General features: G+C 72.0%; 11 protein-coding genes. 3 read left to right on the forward strand and 8 right to left on the reverse strand.

Annotated elements, in window-relative coordinates:
* Positions 1-101: 101 nt before the first annotated feature.
* Positions 102-1,697 carry a glutamine-hydrolyzing GMP synthase gene (guaA, locus tag ACFXJ5_RS01995; RefSeq protein ID WP_384625508.1) on the reverse strand — a complete coding sequence of 532 codons (1,596 nt, stop codon included), beginning with the start codon at positions 1,695-1,697 and terminating at the stop codon, positions 102-104.
* 270 nt (positions 1,698-1,967) lie between these two features.
* Between guaA and ACFXJ5_RS02000 the strand changes: the two genes are divergently transcribed.
* Positions 1,968-2,231 carry a chorismate mutase gene (locus ACFXJ5_RS02000; RefSeq protein ID WP_384625511.1) on the forward strand — a complete coding sequence of 88 codons (264 nt, stop codon included), beginning with the start codon at positions 1,968-1,970 and terminating at the stop codon, positions 2,229-2,231.
* A gap of 449 nt (positions 2,232-2,680) precedes the next feature.
* Positions 2,681-3,697, forward strand: a complete 1,017-nt coding sequence (locus tag ACFXJ5_RS02005) for an LAETG motif-containing sortase-dependent surface protein (protein ID WP_384625514.1) — start codon at positions 2,681-2,683, stop codon at positions 3,695-3,697.
* A gap of 40 nt (positions 3,698-3,737) precedes the next feature.
* Here ACFXJ5_RS02005 and ACFXJ5_RS02010 read toward each other — a convergent pair whose 3' ends face one another.
* From ACFXJ5_RS02010 to ACFXJ5_RS02040, 7 genes are all read right to left on the reverse strand, one after another.
* Positions 3,738-5,510, reverse strand: a complete 1,773-nt coding sequence (locus tag ACFXJ5_RS02010) for a GMC oxidoreductase (protein ID WP_384625516.1) — start codon at positions 5,508-5,510, stop codon at positions 3,738-3,740.
* Positions 5,511-5,523: 13 nt separating this feature from the next.
* Positions 5,524-7,119 (reverse strand): succinic semialdehyde dehydrogenase, encoded by a 1,596-nt coding sequence (locus ACFXJ5_RS02015; RefSeq protein ID WP_384625519.1) that lies wholly within the window; start codon positions 7,117-7,119, stop codon positions 5,524-5,526.
* Positions 7,120-7,230: 111 nt separating this feature from the next.
* Positions 7,231-8,847 (reverse strand): protein kinase domain-containing protein, encoded by a 1,617-nt coding sequence (locus ACFXJ5_RS02020; RefSeq protein ID WP_384625521.1) that lies wholly within the window; start codon positions 8,845-8,847, stop codon positions 7,231-7,233.
* 28 nt (positions 8,848-8,875) lie between these two features.
* Positions 8,876-10,756, reverse strand: coding sequence for a serine/threonine protein kinase (locus ACFXJ5_RS02025; protein ID WP_384625524.1), 1,881 nt, complete (start codon positions 10,754-10,756; stop codon positions 8,876-8,878).
* An 81-nt stretch (positions 10,757-10,837) separates the two neighbouring features.
* A complete protein-coding gene (locus ACFXJ5_RS02030) occupies positions 10,838-12,625 on the reverse strand; it encodes a protein kinase domain-containing protein (RefSeq protein ID WP_384625526.1) in 1,788 nt (595 codons plus the stop codon).
* A 78-nt stretch (positions 12,626-12,703) separates the two neighbouring features.
* Positions 12,704-14,287 (reverse strand): serine/threonine-protein kinase, encoded by a 1,584-nt coding sequence (locus ACFXJ5_RS02035; RefSeq protein ID WP_384625529.1) that lies wholly within the window; start codon positions 14,285-14,287, stop codon positions 12,704-12,706.
* Positions 14,288-14,396: 109 nt separating this feature from the next.
* Positions 14,397-16,103, reverse strand: a complete 1,707-nt coding sequence (locus tag ACFXJ5_RS02040) for a glycerol-3-phosphate dehydrogenase/oxidase (protein WP_384625531.1) — start codon at positions 16,101-16,103, stop codon at positions 14,397-14,399.
* Positions 16,104-16,298: 195 nt separating this feature from the next.
* Here ACFXJ5_RS02040 and ACFXJ5_RS02045 point away from each other — a divergent pair, with 195 nt between their 5' ends.
* Entirely contained in the window at positions 16,299-17,558 is a 1,260-nt protein-coding gene (locus tag ACFXJ5_RS02045; protein ID WP_384625534.1) for a nucleotide sugar dehydrogenase, read from the forward strand.
* Positions 17,559-17,567 lie beyond the last annotated feature (9 nt).

The raw sequence follows: 17,567 nt of genomic DNA on the forward strand, positions 1-17,567 counted from the left end.
ACCCCGAGGTACGGCAGATGGCCAGGCCCGGGCCCAAGCGAAAGTGCCGCCGCTCGGGACACATCGAGCGGCGGCACTGTCGTGGAGGCGGAGTAGGGAGGTCACTCCCACTCGATGGTGCCCGGCGGCTTGCTCGTCACGTCGAGCACGACGCGGTTCACATCCGCGACCTCGTTCGTGATCCGGGTCGAGATCTTCGCGAGCACCTCGTACGGCAGCCGGGACCAGTCGGCCGTCATCGCGTCCTCGGACGAGACCGGGCGCAGGACGATCGGGTGGCCGTACGTCCGGCCGTCGCCCTGGACGCCCACCGAGCGGACGTCGGCGAGCAGCACGACGGGGCACTGCCAGATGTCGCGGTCGAGGCCGGCCAGGGTGAGCTCCTCGCGGGCGATGGCGTCCGCGTCGCGGAGCAGGTCGAGCCGCTCCTTGGTGACCTCGCCGACGATACGGATGCCGAGGCCGGGGCCGGGGAAGGGCTGGCGCTGGACGATCTCCTCGGGCAGGCCGAGCTCCTGGCCGACCATGCGGACCTCGTCCTTGAAGAGCTTGCGCAGCGGCTCGACGAGCTCGAACTCGAGGTCGTCGGGGAGGCCGCCGACGTTGTGGTGCGACTTGATGTTGGCGGTGCCGGTGCCGCCGCCGGACTCGACGACGTCGGGGTAGAGGGTGCCCTGCACCAGGAAGGCGACCTCCTCGCCGCCCGCGGCCTCGGCGACGATCTCGGCCTGCGCCTGCTCGAAGACCCGGATGAACTCGCGGCCGATGATCTTCCGCTTCTCCTCGGGGTCGGAGACCCCGGCCAGTGCGCCGAGGAAGCGCTCCTGCGCGTCGACGACCTTGAGCTGGACGCCGGTCGCGGCGACGAAGTCCTTCTCGACCTGCTCGGACTCACCCTTGCGCATCAGCCCGTGGTCGACGTAGACGCAGGTGAGACGGTCACCAATGGCTTTTTGGACCAGCGCGGCCGCCACCGCCGAGTCGACGCCGCCGGACAGCCCGCAGATGGCGCGCTTGTTCCCGACCTGGTCGCGGATGGCGGCGACCTGCTCGTCGACCACGTTGGTCGTGGTCCAGGTCGGGTCGAGGCCGGCGCCCCGGTAGAGAAAGTGCTCCAGGACCTGCTGCCCGTACTCGGAGTGCAGGACCTCGGGGTGGTACTGGACGCCGTACAGCTTGCGCTCGTCGTCCTCGAAGGCGGCGACGGGGACGACCTCGGTCGAGGCGGTCACCGCGAAGCCGGCCGGGGCGGCGGAGCAGGCGTCACCGTGGGACATCCAGACGGACTGCCGGTCCGGGGTGCCCTCGAAGAGCGTGGAACCGGGCTTGGAGACGGCCAGCGGGGTGCGGCCGTACTCGCGGGCGCCGGTGTTGTCGACGGTGCCGCCCAGGGTGGTGGCCATGAGCTGGAAGCCGTAGCACATGCCGAAGACCGGGACACCGGCCTCGAAGATCGCGCGGTCCAGCGTCGGGGCACCGTCGGCGTAGACCGAGGAGGGGCCGCCGGACAGGATGATCGCGCTGGGGTTCTTGGCGAGGATCTCCTCCACCGGCATCGTGCTGGGCACGATCTCGCTGTAGACCCGCGCCTCACGCACGCGGCGCGCGATGAGCTGGGCGTACTGCGCTCCGAAGTCGACGACGAGAACAACGTCCGGGTTCACGTTGTCGGGGGCGGCTGGGGTCGCTGATGCCACGGCGTGCCTTCCGGCGGTTCGTACGAGGGGGCTGGAACCCGAGTCTACCGGGCCTCGCACCACCCCCGGCCCGCGTGGCATACTTCCCCCATGTTCTCGACCACGCACTTCGCGTTTACCTATGGCACCGGCTGGTCCGGCTGCCATGGTCGTGCTGTCTGAGAGCGGAACCCCAGACTTCACCAGGCGCCCCGGGCCACTCGGCCCGGGGCGCTTCGTGCTTCTCGGACCGATCCGGCCCCGGGCTCGTGACCCGAGGAGACACGGACCATGACCACCACACAGGCCACCGCCGCCGAACTGATCGGCTCCGCCCGGCAGCGCATCGACGCGCTCGACGGGCAGATCATCGCCCTCGTCCGGGAACGGATGGGCGTCTCGGCCGACATCCAGCGGACCCGGATCGAGTCCGGCGGCCGCCGGGTGCACCTCACCCGCGAGATGGAGGTGCTGACCCACTACAGCGACGCCCTCGGCAAGCCGGGCACGGCTCTGGCGATGACGCTGCTGGAGCTGTGCAGGGGCCGGGTCTGACCCGTTCGGGGGGAGTCACCCGTACGGCACGTGACCGCGTCCGGGTGGCTTCGTTGAATCCGGTGTCCGTCCCAGCCAGGGACGGTCACCTTGGCCAGGGAAAACAGAAGACGTCGGACAACCACGCGTGGACACCGCTCAGACGCAGCTGGGCGGGCTGCCATCGGAGCGAGAGGCGTGCCCCCGCCGAGTGGAACAAGCGGGGCACGTCGTGGGACCTCGCTCCGGTGTATGTGACCGGACAGCAGGGGACAGCAGCCCGGTCACGACTCAAAGAGGCGGTCGGTTCCGGGGACGCTCGGGACCGGCCGCTCTGCGAGACACAGATTACTCATCCACGGGACGAGTGCGGACATTCGACACCCGATCGGGCGAATCGAATAGATCACGGATTCGCATCTTCCGTGTGGCTCGTACAACTACGCGTCCTCGACGCGGGTCTCCCTGGCATGAAGCTTCACAGATCCCTCGCGGCCGCCGCCGCGACCGCCGCCATCGTCCCCGCCGCGCTGATCGGCGCCTCCGCCGTCGCGTACGCGGACGAGACCACGCCCGCCACCGCCGCGGCGGCCGCAAGCGAATCCGCGTCCGCCGACGCCACCGAGTCCGCCGGCGCCCCCGCGACCGAGACGGCCTCGTCGTCCGCTTCCGCGTCGGATTCCGCCTCGGACTCGGCGTCGGCCTCCGCGAGCGACACCGCCTCGCCCTCGGCGTCGGCCTCCGCCTCGGACTCCGCGTCCGCGTCGGCCTCCGCGTCGGCCTCCGCGTCGCCGACGACCGGCCTGAACTGCGACGACTCGGGCGACTACATCGAGGACCCCAACCTCACCACCGCGCTCACCGGCCTGCCCTCCAAGGTCACGGCCGGCAGCGGGTGGCACGGCTTCACCCTGGACGTCTCCAACTCCTCCGACGCCGCCTACGACCGCGTCGACCTCGGAGTCTTCACGGGCTCGGTCGACTCCTCGACGTACGAGGACTCCACCGGCTACCTGACCCTCCAGTGGCAGGACCCGGAGAGCGGCAAGTGGATCGACATCTCCCTCGACGAGAACGACGAGGGGGCGGGCTACGTCGGCTTCACCGACGTCAAGCCGAACGAGTCCTTCTCCCTCAACCTCCGCCTGAGCGTGGCGAAGTCCGCCCCCGCCGGACTCGGCTTCGCCATCAGCGCGGGCATCTACGCCAACAACCAGGGCGAGTGCGTCTACTCCGGCGGCGACAGCTACTACGAGTTCGCCATCCTGGCCGCCGGTTCGGACGCGGGTGACCCCGGCGACGCCGAGCCGCAGACCGGCGGCAAGACGCACATCAAGCCGACCGGCGACACCCAGATCGGCAGCCTGGCCGACACCGGCTCCTCCTCCGCCCTGCCGGTGATCGCCCTCGCGGGCGGCGCCGCCGTGGCCGTGGGCGGCGGCGCGATGTTCGTCGTACGCCGCCGCAAGGCCGGCGCCGCGGCCTGAACCGACGCCCGGGCGCCTGCTTCGGCGGGCGCCCCGGCGGCTACTTCGGCGGGACCTTCGGCACCGGCAGCAACGGCAGGCGAAGCGCGCCGAACGCGTCCTTGGGGACCGCCGGGTGGTGCGGCTCGACCGCCGCGAGCCGCATATAGGGCTCCCCCTGGGCTGGGCGGGTGTCCGCCTCGCCCTTGTTGGGCCACAAGGACATCGCGCGCTCGGCCTGGGCGGTGATGGTCAGCGACGGATTCACGCCCAGGTTGGCGGAGACGGCGGCGCCGTCGACGACCTGGATGCCGGGGTGACCGTACAGCCGGTGGTACGGGTCGATGACGCCGCGCTCGGCGTCCTCCCCGATCGGGCAGCCGCCGAGGAAGTGCGCGGTGAGCGGGGTGCCGATCAGCTCGCCGACATTGCTGCCCGCGAAGCCGTTGATCTCCTCGGCGATGAGGCGGGCGGCCTCGGCGCCCTCGGGGATGAAGGACGGGTTGGGCGCGCCGTGGCCCTGGCGGGCGGTCAGCAGGCCCTTCCCGAGGCCCTTCTCCTTGCGGTAGGTGGTCAGGGAGTTGTCCAGGGACTGCATGACCAGGCCGATGATCGAGCGCTCGGACCAGCGGTAGTTGGACATCGAGCGCATCGTCAGCACCGGGTGGCGGGCGGAGTTGACCAGGAAGGCCAGCCCGCGCGGCAGGCGTCCGCCGTGCGGGACCTGGAGGATGGCCAGGCCGCCCATCGCGTTGGAGCCCTTGCCGTAGCGGACGGGCTCGATATGGGTGTTGTCGTTGGGGTGGATCGAGGACGTGATGGCCACGCCCTTGGTGAAGTCCGCCCGCTTCTGACCGGTGCGTTTTCGGTAGCGGCGGTCGATGGTCTGCGCGCCGACCAGGGCCTCGGAATTCGTACGCGTCAGCTCGCCGAGGCGGGCCGAGATGCCGGGCAGGCGGCCCGTGTCGCGCATGGCGTGCAGCAGGGTCTGCGTGCCGTAGGTCCCGGCGGCGACCACGACGTACTGGGCGCGCAGGACGTGCGGGCCGGCCTTCTTCTTCCGGTCGGTGGGGACGGTGGCGACGTCGTAGCCGCCCTCCGGGTTCTCGGACAGGCCGGTGACGGTCGTCATGGGGTGGATGGCCGCGCCGGCCTTCTCCGCGAGGTGCAGGTAGTTCTCGTTGAGCGTGTTCTTCGCGCCGTGCCGGCAGCCCGTCATGCACTCCCCGCACTCGGTGCAGGCCTTGCGGGACGGCCCCGCGCCGCCGAAGTACGGGTCCGGGACCTCGCCGCCGGGGGCTGCCTCGGCGTCCCCCTGGGCGTCCTTCCCGTCACCGAAGAAGACCCCGACCGGTGCGAGGTGGAAGGAGTCGCCGACGCCCATCTTCTCGGCGGCGGCCTTGAGATGGACGTCGGAGGGGGTCATGGTCGGGTTGAGCCGGACGCCCAGCATCCGCTGCGCCTGGTCGTAGTACGGCTTCAACTCCTCCTGCCAGTCGGTGATGTGGCCCCACTGGCGGTCCTCGAAGAAGGCCTTCGGCGGTACGTAGAGGGTGTTGGCGTAGTTGAGCGAGCCGCCGCCGACGCCCGCGCCGGCCAGGATCATCACGTTGTTGAGCAGATGGATGCGCTGGATGCCGTACAGGCCCAGGGCCGGTGCCCAGAGGTAGTTGCGGATGTCCCAGGAGTTCTTGGGGAGGGTCTCGCGGGTGAAGCGACGGCCCGCCTCCAGGACGCCGACCATGTAGCCCTTCTCGGTCAGGCGCAGAGCGCTCACGGCTCCGCCGAACCCGGATCCGATCACGATCACGTCGTAGTCGTACTCGTGCGACACCGGCTTGTTCCTTTCAGCGGAGGCGCAGGGCCTTCATCACGCGGAGGCTGCGGCTCATGAAGGCCGCGTACTGCTCGTCGGTCATGCCCAGCGAGGGCGCCATCGGCAGCAGCCGCTGGGTGGCGACGGTCTGGGCCTCGGTGTACTTGAGGATGCCCTCGGAGCCGTTGCGGCGGCCGATGCCGGACTCGCCCATGCCGCCCAGCGGGGCCTGGACGCTGCCGTAGGCGGAGGCGTAGCCCTCGTTGACGTTGACGGTGCCGGAGTGCAGGCGGGCGGCGACCTGGGCGCCGCGCCGGGTGTCCTTGGTCCAGACGGCTGCGTTGAGGCCGTACGGGGTGGCGTTGGCGCGCTCGACCGCTTCGTCCTCGTCGGTGAAGCGGTAGATGGAGACGACCGGTCCGAAGGTCTCCTCGGCGCAGACGGCCATCGGGGACTCGACGCCGTCGAGGATGGTCGGCTCGTAGAAGTACGGGCCGACATCCGGGCGGGGGCGGCCGCCGGCGAGCACCGTGGCGCCCTTGTCCACCGCCTCGTCGACGTGGCGGGTGACGGTCTCCAGCTGCCGTGTGCCGGCCAGCGAGCCCATTCCGGCGCCGTACGCGAGGCCGGTGCCGAGCTTGAGGGCCTTGGTGCGGGCGACGAAGCGCTCCAGGAAGGCGTCGGCGACCGACTCGTGCACGTACAGCCGCTCCATGGACTCGCACAGCTGCCCGGCGGAGGCGAAGCAGGCCCGTACGGCGCCTTCGGCGGCCTTGTCGAGGTCGGCGTCCTTCAGGACGAGCATGGCGTTCTTGCCGCCGAGTTCGAGGGAGAAACCGACGAGGCGGTCGGCGGCCCGCTTCGCCACATCGCGGCCGGTGCGGCTGGAGCCGGTGAAGGAGACGTAGTCCGCGCCTTCGACGACGGCAGGGCCGACGACGGGGCCCTCGCCGATGACGATCTGCCAGACGTCCTCCGGCAGTCCGGCCTCGATGAGCTGTTCCCGGGCCCACAGCAGCGTCAGCGCGGTCTGGGTGTCCGGCTTCATGACGACCGCGTTGCCCGCGGCGAAGGCGGGCAGCGCGTCGCCCGCGCCCAGCGCGAAGGGGTAGTTCCACGGCACGATGAAGCCGACCGTGCCCTTGGGCTGGCGCAGCTCGGCGACCTTCGTCAGGACCGGGATCGCGCCGGTGTGGCGGCGGCGCCGGAGGTAGGCGGGGGCCTTGCGGCCGTAGTGGCGGGCGGTGACGGCGACCAGCTGCACTTCTTCGTGTGCGTGGAGGCGGACCTTGCCGGTCTCCAGCTGGATCAGGTCCAGGATCTCCGCCTGCCGGGCGAGCAGCAGGTCGTGGAAGCGCAGCAGCACGGCGGCCCGCTGCCGCGCGGGCGTCGCCGCCCACGCCTTCCGGGCCTGCCTGGCCCTCTCGTACGCGGCGGCCACGTCCTCCGGCGTCGACTCCGGCAGGTCCGCCAGCTTCTCCCCGGTCAGCGGGCTCTGGTTCGCCGTCCGGCCGCTGCCCTGGATCCCACGCGTGAGCCGTGCGACCAGCTCCGGGGTCACCGCATCGGCCGCGGTGCGCGTGCCCGCGGGGGCGACCGGGTTACCGCCAGTAGTTGTGTCCGTCATGGCGCGAGGTTACGGCGCGTCGGCGCGTTCTGCATACCCGCCGGTAGCCAGTTTTCACCCGCTGCGCACAATTGCGCCAGCGCGCGCTGGCAGGCTGGGCGTTCCCGCAGCTCAGTTCCGGGCCTGGTCCGGCTGGAAGGTGTCGCGGGCCGTGTCGAAGTACTCCCGCCCCTGTTCGGCCTTCGCGACCGGCGACGACACCCACACGTCGTACTGCCGGCCGCCCTGGGTCCAGCACAGGTCGTACGTGCGGCGGGCGCCCCCGCCGTCCCCGAAGCCGTCCCAGGTGAACTCCCACAACGCGGCCGGATTGCCCGCGCGGGTGGTCTCGGTGACGAATCCGTCGCGGTACCCCTTGTACGTGCCGGGGCCGTCCGCGTGCTGGGCCTCCATGACGGCGAGCGGGCCGCCGTGGCCCGGGGTGGCCGTGCGGATGCCGATACGGAACACCTCGCCGGGCGAGAAGTAGAAGACCCGCGGCGGCTGGTAGGACCGCGTGAAGGCGTCCGGCACCGCGAGCGAGAAGCCCTTGGGGTCGACGGCGAGCCGGTAGCCCGCGGGGACGGCCGTCGCGGTGGAACCGGCGGTCGGCGTGACCGGGCTCCGTCCGGGGCTCGGGTCGGTGGCCTTCGCCGTCGCACCGGCGGCACGGCCGGGGGCCGTCGCGGCCAGGGCGGGGCTGCTGCCGCTGTTGTGGTTCCGTACGAGCGCCACGGCGCCGAGGGCGCCGACCACGACGATGCTCAGAGCGGCGAGGATCAGCGGCGTACGGCGGCGCTGCTTCGGCGGTACGGAGGGCACGGTGGGCGTGGTCGTCGCGGGTGCCGAGGGCGCGGGTATGTCGGCCGGCAGCGCCGACGCGTTCGACGCGTTCGGCCGGTCCGCGTGGGCGCGCAGCCGCTCCTCCGCGTCCGGTGCGCTCATCCGGCGCTCCGGGTCGCGTTCCAGCAGTGCGGTCACCACCGGCAGCAGCGGTCCCAGCTCAGCGGGCGGCCGGATCTCGTCGAACACGACCGCGTGCAGGACCCCGCCCAGGGAGTCCCGGCGGAACGGCGACTGGCCTCGTACGGCCGCGCACAGCAGCACGCCCAGCGACCACATGTCGGAGGCCGGGCCCGCGGACTGCCCCGACATCCGTTCCGGGGCGGTGTACTCGGGCGAGCCGACGAAGGCGCCCGCCTCGGTCAGGGTCGTACTGCCCAGCATGCGGGCGATGCCGAAGTCGGTGAGCACGACCCGGCCGGTGCCGTTCTCGATCAGCACGTTGGCGGGCTTGATGTCCCGGTGCAGCACGCCGTGGGCATGCGCGGCGTGCAGTGCGCCGGTGACCGCGGCCCCGATCCTGGCGGCCTCGCGCGGCGGGACGGGCCCGTCCTTCGCCAGGATCTCGGCGAGCGAGCGGCCGTCGACCAGCTCCATGACGATCCACGGGTTGCCGTCCTGCTCCACGACGTCGTGCAGCACGATCACATGGGGGTGCTTGATCCGCGCCGCCGTCCGCGCCTCGCGCAGCGCGCGCTCGCTGCGCCCCCGCCGCTCGTCGTCCGGCATGTCGTCGTCCAGGAGCAGTTCCTTCACGGCGACCTGACGGCCCAGCAGCTCGTCCTCGGCCCGCCATACGGTGCCCATCCCGCCACGGCCGAGCCGGCCCGTGATCCGGTAGCGGCCGACGATCACCCCGGGTGGGGAAGGGTCCGGAAAGGCCGCGTATCCCCCGTCGCTTGCCATGCGCCCATCATGCCGTAAGGGCCGGGCCTCAGGACGAAGTGCTGTACGTCTCCGCGGCCTTGTCGAAGTAGCGCTTGAGGTCGGCGGTGTGGGCGGTCGGGCCGACGAAGAGGACGACGTGGTAGCTGCCGCCGCGGAGCATGACGAGGTTGGTGGCGTAGACCTCGCGGTTGGAGGAGTCGCGGTAGGTGTACTCGCCCTCGGCGGCGGAGACGCCGTTGAGGTCGAGGCTGCGGGCGCCGAAGGCGGAGGACCAGGCGGAGGAACGGAAGGCGTCGAGTTCGGACTCGCCGTCGGACTGGTAGGCGAGCGGGTCGCTGCCGAAATCGGCGACGGAATCGCGGCCGGGGACGACGATGAGCTCCATGTCGCCACCGGTGTAGATGATCTGGCCCTTGGAGTTCTTGCCGTGCCGCTGCCAGCCGGTGGGAACGGCGACGGTGAAGCCGGCCGAGTCGGTGCGGAGCTTGAAGTCGCTGCCGAGATCGCTCGCCGTCACGGTCGCGGACGGGGTGGCCGAGGGCGTGGCCGACGGCGACGGCGAGTGGGAGGGCGCCTTGCTGGTGGCCGGGGCCGTCGACGGCTTCGGCTTACCGTCGGAGACCTGTGCGGGCACCGTCTGCGAGGTGTCGGCGGAGCCGTTCGTGCTGCCGCTGCGCGGCATGAAGAGCACGGCGTACGCCACGGTCGCCACGAGCAGCAGAACGACGGCCAGGAGCAGCGTGAGGCCGAGGCTGCGCGGGGCCCGGGGCCGCCGTTTCTTGGCCTTGGCGCGCTTGTGGCGGCCGTGCGAGGGATGGAGCGGCACCGGGTCGGCGGCCTGCTTGCGCTTGCGGACCAGCTCGCCGCGGCGCCGTACGATCGGCAGCTTGTGCGGGTCGTCCGCCGGGACGGGCACGGTCTGCAGCCCGAGGTCGGGCTCGGGCGCGGAGCGCACCAGGGACCGCAGCCAGCCGCGCAGCTCCTCGAAGTCGGGGCGCTCGGAGGGGTCCTGGCGCAGCAGGGACTCGACGATGGGCCGCAGCGCCCCGCATTCCTCGGCGTAGGCGGGCGGTTCGGCGCAGACGAGCTGGACCAGCTCGGCGGTGCTCTCCTCGGGGAAGGGCGGGTGGCCCTGGACGCTGCGGAACAGGAGCGAGCCGAGCGCCCAGAGGTCGGCGGCGGGGCCGACCGGCGGGGCCAGCTGCCAGTTCTCGTGCACCGGGGTGGCCTGCTCGGGCGCCCAGCGCTCGGTGACCGGCCCCACGAGGTGCATGCGGGCCTGCCGGGCGCGCTCCAGCTCCAGCGCGGAGTCGGGCCCTTCCCAGCTCCCGCCGCCCCCGGAGCCACCCGCAAGGGCCCGCACCGGCACCGGGTTGTAGCCGGACAGCGCTTCCTGCGCGGCCCCGGCGGCGAGCCCGGAGAGCATGGCGCGGCCGTCGTCGCAGACCAGGACGGTGCCGGCGGTGACATTGCGGTGGGTCCAGCCGTGGGCGTGCAGTGCGAGCAGCGCGGTGAGTACGTCGGAGGCGACCTCGGCGGCGCGGTAGGGGCTGAGCCGCTTGTCGGCGAGGAGCGCGGCGAGCGGGCGGGCGGGGACCAGCTCGCTGACGATCCAGAGGCTGCCGCCGTCGGTGAATATGTCGAAGACCTGTACCAGGCGGGGGTGGTCGGGTATCGCCCCTGCCGCGCGCGCCGCTTCGAGCGCCCGGCTCGCACTGTCGCTGCCCGGGCCCGGGTCGTCACCACCCGCCGCCGGCCCGTCGCCCGGTTCGGCGCTCACCACCTCCGGCAGGAGGACCTGCCGTACGAGCACTTCCTGTCCGCTGTACGTGTCGAAGGCGCGCGTCTCGACCAGCTCGTACTCGTCAGCGGGCGGCCGGGGCAGGCGGTAGCGCTCGGCGAGCACACGTCCCGCGTAGTCGTCCACGACGCCTCCCCAAAGCGTCAGATCCGGTCCTCAACCGGAGCTTTCTGTCCGCAAGGACTCACGATACGTGCTGGTGCTGTGTCAGCCGGCCGCTTTGAACGTCTTGAAGAAGGTCTGCAACGTCGCCTTGGACGTGGCCCCGTCCCAGTCCGCGTCGCGGGCGGTGTACATGATTCCGTAGCCCAGCTTGCTGTTGACCACTGTGCCCCTGTCGACGGTGTGGAAACGGGTACCGCCGTCGGTGTACGTGAACTCCCAGTCGGCGGTGTCCCAGCCCCGGTAGGTGACGGCCCTTATGTGGACCCGCTGGTAGTTGGAGCGGGTCATGGTCGTCTCGAGGTTCTTCCAGTCCGCGACCGGATCGCTCTTGGGGGTGGTCGTCCAACCCACCAGCAGCTTCTGGCCGTTGGGGCCGGTGAAGCGGGCTCCGGCGCGGTCGGTCTTGGAGTACTTCCAGCCCTTGGGCAGGCCGATGGAGAAGCCCTGCGCGGCCTTGTACGTCTGCGAAACGGTCGCCGATGCGGAGGCGGAGGCCGTGACGGAAGCAGCGTCGGTCGCGGACCCCGACCCGGACGGCTTGGTGGACGCCTTGGTCTCGGCCTGTTTCGCGTCGCTCGAACCACTCGAACTCGGGCTGACCGACTGGCTGTTCCTCGAGCCCGCCGGCTTCTTCGAGCCGTTGTTGCTCTCGCCGTTGTGGGCGGCGGTGTAGAAGCCGATGACCGTGCCCAGTATGGCCAGCGCGATCCCGGTCGCCACGATGATCAGCACCCGCTTGCGCCGCCCGTCAACCTCCCCGGGGACCGGCGCGGCCGTGGTGGGATCCGACACCGGCGCGGGGGCCGACCTCACCTTCCGTACGCTGTTCAGCGCGCGGCGCAGCCGGGCCTGGTCGGCGGCGGCCTTGCGGGTGGCGGGCGGCGCGTCGGTGGGAGTGGGCTGCGGGTCGGCGGGGAGCGGGATGGTGCGGGTGGCGTCGGAGGCCGGGGCGACGGGGGTGTCCGGGGCGTTGACGACCTCGGTCAGCAGGGGGCGTACGGAGTCGTCGTCGAGCCGCCGGTCCGGGTCCTTGACGAGCAGGCCGTGGATGGCGCCGGCCAGCGGACCGGCGTTGGCCGGGGTCTTGAGCGGCTCGGTCATGACGGCGGTGAGGGTGGCGATGGCCGAGCCCCTGTCGTACGGCGGCCGGCCCTCGACGGAGGCGTACAGCAGCGCCCCGAGCGACCACAGGTCGGCGGGCGGGCCGGGCTTGTGACCACGGGCGCGCTCGGGCGAGATGTACGAGGGGGCGCCGACGAGCATGCCGGTGGAGGTGACGGAGGGGTCGCCGTCGATCTGGGCGATGCCGAAGTCGCTGAGCACGACGCGGCCGTCGTCGGCGATGAGGACGTTGGACGGCTTGACGTCGCGGTGGAGGATGCCCTCCTTGTGGGCGGCCTTGAGGACATCGAGGACGGTCAGGCCGACTTCGGCGGCGCGCTTGGGGGTGAGGGGACCGTCCTCGCGAATCGCGTCGGACAGCGAACGGCCCTCGACCAGCTCCATGACGATCCAGGGCCGGTCGTCCTCCTCGACGACGTCGAAGACGGTGACGGCACCGGTGTTGCGGATCCGGGCGGTCGCCTTGGCCTCGCGGAGGGTGCGGGTGACGAGGCGCCGCTTGTCGTCCTCGTCGATGTTGTGCGGGAAGCGCAGCTCCTTCACCGCGACACTGCGGCCGAGGGTCTCGTCCAGCCCCCGCCACACCGTGCCCATGCCGCCCTTGCCGAGGACCTCACCGAGCCGGTACCGGCCGGCGAGCAGCCGCCCATCGGTGCGATCGGTGCCGGCACTGCCCGCGGCACCGTCCGTGCCTTGCCCCTGGCCCATGAAATCCCTCTGCCCCCGGTGCCGTTCGGTATATGGGGACCATCATCCCTGACTCTGCGGGGCGATCTTGCACGCCCCCTACCCGGTGGACTGACCGGTGAGCCGGATTCCGGCGACGGCGTTGTCGAACACCGGTTTGTACGTGGCCCATTGACTGTCCGGGGCGGAAAGATAGATCGCGTACGCGGTACTACCCTCCTGGCCGAAGCCCAGGTCGATGGCGTGCCACTTGCGGGCCGTACCCTGCCAGCTGAACTCCCAGATGGCGGCGGGCTTCCCGCGCCAGCTCGTGCTGTTCATACGCAGCAGCTCGTAGGTGGCGCCGACCTGCTTGCGCGTCTGGGGTTCGAGGTCCTTCCAGCCCTGGAGCGGGCTCGTGCCGGCGAAGTCCATCGCGCTGACCTTGAGATCGACCTTCTGGGTCGGGTCGATGAAGTCGATGTCGCCGTTGGCCTTGACGTGGCGGGTCCAGCCGTCGGGGACGGGGACGGAGTAGCCACGGTCGGTCTCTTCGGAGAGCGCGTAGCCCTCCGGGACGGGCGCGGCGGCATCCGACACGGCGGGGGACGGCGTGAGCGTGGGATGGGGATGCCTCGTCGGCCGGATGTTGTTCTGCTTGGCCGGCCCGCCCCCGGTGGTGTGGCTGCGGGTCGCCAGATACGTCCCGCCTCCCGCGACCGCCAGGACGACGGCCGCCGCGGTGACCCAGACGGCGGTGCGGCGGCGCCTGGGCTCTGCCCCGGTCCTGCGCAGCGGGGTGGTGAACTCCCTCGATGCGGGCCCCGGGGGCGGTACGGCTCCCGCGGCCGCCAGCTCGCTCCGGTCCACCCGGGCGGTCTCCGGCTCCGCCGCCGGGCCCCGCAGCAGCCGCTCCGCCGCCTCCGCGGACAGCCGCTCCTGCGGATCCCGCACCATCAGCCCCGCGATCACCGGCGCCAACGCCCCGGCATTGCGGGCCTCCGGCACCTCGTCCGTCGCGATCGCGTACGCCGTCTCGATCGCGGTGTCCCGACGGAACGGCGACTTTCCCTCCACCGCCTGGTACAGCGTCGCGCCCAGCGCCCACAGGTCCGCCTCCGGGCCGGGGGCACGGCCGGTCAGGCGCTCGGGGGCGAGGAAGTCGATCGAGCCGATCAGTTCACCCGTCCGGGTGAGCGTGGACGTGCCGGACGCCTGTGCGATGCCGAAGTCGGTGAGTACGACGCGGCCGGCGGCCCCGAGCAGGACGTTTCCCGGCTTGACGTCCCGGTGCAGGACGCCTGCGGCGTGCGCGGCTCGCAGGGCGGCGATCATGCCGCGCCCGATGCGGGCGGCCTCGGCGGGGGCGACCGGGCCGTGCTTCTTGATCAGCTCCCCGAGGGTGGTGGACGGCACGTACTCCATGACGATCGTCGGCAGGCCCTCGTCCTCCACGACATCGTGCACCACGATCACATTCGGGTGGCTGATCCGCGCCGCCGCCCGCGCCTCCCGGCGGGTCCGCTCGAACAGCGTCGCCAGCTCGTCCTCATGCAGGTGCGCCTGCGGTGGATGCAGCCTCTTCACCGCCACCTCGCGGCCCAGCAGCTCATCCTCCGCCCGCCACACCGTGCCCATCCCGCCGCGGCCTATCCGCTCCACGAGCCGGTACCTCCCGGCCACCAGCCGTCCCTCGTCCGACACGGTGCGCCCCCTTCCCTCGTGCCGCAACGATATCCGGCCACCACCCGGGCCCATTCAGCCCGTCCGGCGTTCGAGGAGTGGGGAGAAACCGGCGCGGTGACCGTGGCGGTTAGAGGGGGACGATGTCGGGGGCGCCCAGGCGGGCGGCGTCGGCGGTGAGGTCGTCGGGCTGGCGCTGGGACTCGCGTTCGGCTTCGACCCGCTTCTCGTAGTGCTCGACCTCCTTTTCGATCTGCTCCTTGTCCCAGCCGAGGACGGGAGCCATGAGCTCCGCCGCCTCCCGCGCACTGCGCGTGCCCCGGTCGAAGGTCTCGATGGAGATGCGCGTGCGCCGCGTGAGGACGTCGTCCAGGTGCCGCGCACCCTCGTGGCTCGCGGCGTAGACGATCTCGGCCCGCAGATAGTCGTCGGCCGCGGCGAGCGGCTCGCCGAGCGAGGCGTCGGCGGCGACGAGCTGGAGGAGCTCGTCGGTGAGGGCGCCGTAGCGGTTGAGGAGGTGCTCGATGCGGACGACGTGGAGGCCGGAGCGGGCGGCGATGTGCGCGCGGGCGTTCCAGAGGGCGTGGTAGCCCTCGGCGCCGGCCAGCGGGACCTCCTCGGTGACGCAGTCGGCGACGCGGTGGTCGAGGCCGTGGACGGCCTCGTCGACGGCATCCTTGGCCATGACGCGGTAGGTGGTGTACTTGCCGCCCGCGACGACCACGAGACCCGGCACCGGATGCGCCACCGAGTGCTCACGGGAGAGCTTGCTGGTGGCCTCGCTCTCGCCGGCCAGCAGGGGCCGCAGACCGGCGTAGACGCCTTCCACGTCGTCGCGGGTCAGCGGGACGGCCAGCACCGAGTTGACGTGCTCGAGCAGGTAGTCGATGTCGGCGCTGGACGCGGCCGGATGGGCCTTGTCGAGGTCCCAGTCGGTGTCCGTGGTGCCGACGATCCAGTGCCGGCCCCAGGGGATGACGAACAGGACGCTCTTCTCCGTACGGAGGATGAGGCCGCTGGTGGAGTGGATGCGGTCCCTGGGGACGACCAGGTGGATGCCCTTGGAGGCCCGCACATGGAACTGGCCGCGCTCGCCGATGAGGGCCTGGGTGTCGTCGGTCCAGACGCCGGTGGCGTTGACGACCTGCTTGGCGTGGACCTCGTACTCCCCGCCGCCCTCGACGTCCCGCACCCGCGCGCCGACGACCCGCTCGCCCTCCCGCAGGAAGCCGACGACCCGGGCCCGGTTCGCGGCGAGGGCGCCGTACGCCGCCGCCGTCTTGACCAGCGTGGCGACGTACCGGGCGTCGTCCACCTGGGCGTCGTAGTACTGCAGGGCGCCGACCAGGGCGTCCTTCTTCAGGCTGGGCGCGATCCGCAGCGCGTGCCGGCGCGAGAGGTGCCGGTGGTGCGGGAGCCCGCGACCGTGCCCGGACGAGATGGCCATGGCGTCGTAGAGGGCGACGCCGGAGCCCGCGTAGATCCGCTCCCAGCCGCGGTGCTGCAAGGGATACAGGAAGGGCACCGGCTTCACCAGATGCGGGGCGAGCCGCTGCGTGAGCAGGCCGCGTTCCTTGAGCGCCTCGCGTACGAGGGCGAAGTCGAGCATCTCCAGGTAGCGCAGGCCACCGTGGATGAGCTTGCTGGAGCGGCTGGAGGTGCCGGAGGCCCAGTCGCGGGCCTCGACGATTCCGGTGGCCAGGCCTCGGGTCGCCGCGTCGAGCGCGGTGCCGGCACCGACGACGCCGCCGCCCACGACGAGGATGTCGAGTTCCTTCTCCGCCATCCGCGCGAGCGCGGCGGTCCGCTCCGCCGGTCCGAGTGTCGCCGTACGCATTCGTTGCCTCCCGTGGTGGGGGTCCCCGTCCATCCAGGGTCACCCGTGAGCGGTCGGACGGCCAGCCTTGCCTGTCCGGCATATCGCGATATCGGCGCGGCGCGCAGTCATATCACCTATCTGTCTGGTTAGCCTGTTTTGGAGCCATTCGGCTCGCGTACGAACGTACGGGAACGTACGGAGAGGGACCGCCCCATGCCCGCAGACCTCGCTGTCATCGGACTCGGCCACACCGGACTCCCCCTCGCGCAGGCGGCCACCGCCGCCGGGCTCGCCGTCATCGGACACGACACCGACGAGCGCACCGTCGCCGCCGTCAACGCCGGCCGCGTCCCCTCCGGCGCCCTGCCCGCCTCCGACGTACGCCGCATGCTGGCCGGCGGCTTCCGGGCCACCGCCGACCCGGTGGCGCTGGGCCGGGTCCGTACCGCCGTGATCTGCGCGCCGGCGCCGCTGGGCGAGGACGGCGTGCTGGACCTGTCGGCGGTCGGGGCCGCCGCCCGTACGCTCGCCGCGCAGCTGCGCCCGCACACCACCGTCGTCCTGGAGTCGGCGGTCTACCCCGGCACCACGGAGGGATTCCTGCAGCCGATCCTGGAGGAGGGCTCCGGGCTGCGGGCGGGCCGCGACTTCCACCTGGCCTACTCCCCCGGCCGCGCCGACCCCGGCAACCGGGACTACACGCTCGCCAACACCCCCAAGGTGATCGGCGGCCTCACCTCCGCCTGCACCGAGGCCGCCGCCGCCTTCTACGGCCGCTTCACCGAACGTGTCGTACGGGCGCGGGGGCTGCGCGAGGCCGAGACGGTCAAGCTGCTGGAGACCAACTTCCGGCACGTCAACATCGCGCTCGCCAATGAGATGGCCGTCTTCTGCCACGACGTCGGCGTCGATATCTGGGACGTCATCCGCTGCGCCGAGACCAAGCCCTTCGGCTTCCACGCCTTCCGCCCCGGCCCCGGCGTCGGCGGCCACGGGGTGCCGCTCGACCCCAACTACCTCTCCTACCAGGGCCGCGTCCTCGGCCACCCGCTGCGCATGGTCGAGCTGGCCCAGGAGGTCAACACCCGCATGCCCCGCTACGTCGTCCAGCGTGCCGCCGCCCTGCTCAACGAGCACGGCAAGTCGCTGCGCGGCGCCCGTGTCCTGCTGCTCGGCGTCACCTACAAGGCCGACCTCGCGGACCAGCAGGGCGCTCCGGCCCGCGAGATCGCCACCCGGCTCATCGAGCTGGGCGCCCAGATCGGCTACCACGACCCGTACGCCCCCGAATGGCGCGTCCTGGACCGCCCGGTGCCGCGCGCCGACTCACTGTGGGAGGCGGCGGCGGACGCCGATCTGACGGTGCTGCTGCAGCATCACCGTACGTACGATCTGCAGGGCCTGGCGGTGAAGGCCCAGCTGCTGCTGGACACGCGCGGCGCGACGCCCATCGGGGCGGCGGCGCGGCTGTGAACCAGCCGC

It is taken from the genome of Streptomyces sp. NPDC059373 (assembly GCF_042751495.1).
GTDB lineage: Bacteria > Actinomycetota > Actinomycetes > Streptomycetales > Streptomycetaceae > Actinacidiphila.

Bases quoted from the DNA above. Each gene is read 5' to 3' on its own strand.
- ACFXJ5_RS02000 (WP_384625511.1), top strand. From the start codon at position 1,968: ATGACCACCACACAGGCCACCGCCGCCGAACTGATCGGCTCCGCCCGG.
- ACFXJ5_RS02005 (WP_384625514.1), top strand. From the start codon at position 2,681: ATGAAGCTTCACAGATCCCTCGCGGCCGCCGCCGCGACCGCCGCCATC.
- ACFXJ5_RS02015 (WP_384625519.1), bottom strand. From the start codon at position 7,119: ATGACGGACACAACTACTGGCGGTAACCCGGTCGCCCCCGCGGGCACG.
- ACFXJ5_RS02020 (WP_384625521.1), bottom strand. From the start codon at position 8,847: ATGGCAAGCGACGGGGGATACGCGGCCTTTCCGGACCCTTCCCCACCC.
- ACFXJ5_RS02030 (WP_384625526.1), bottom strand. From the start codon at position 12,625: ATGGGCCAGGGGCAAGGCACGGACGGTGCCGCGGGCAGTGCCGGCACC.
- ACFXJ5_RS02040 (WP_384625531.1), bottom strand. From the start codon at position 16,103: ATGCGTACGGCGACACTCGGACCGGCGGAGCGGACCGCCGCGCTCGCG.
- ACFXJ5_RS02045 (WP_384625534.1), top strand. From the start codon at position 16,299: ATGCCCGCAGACCTCGCTGTCATCGGACTCGGCCACACCGGACTCCCC.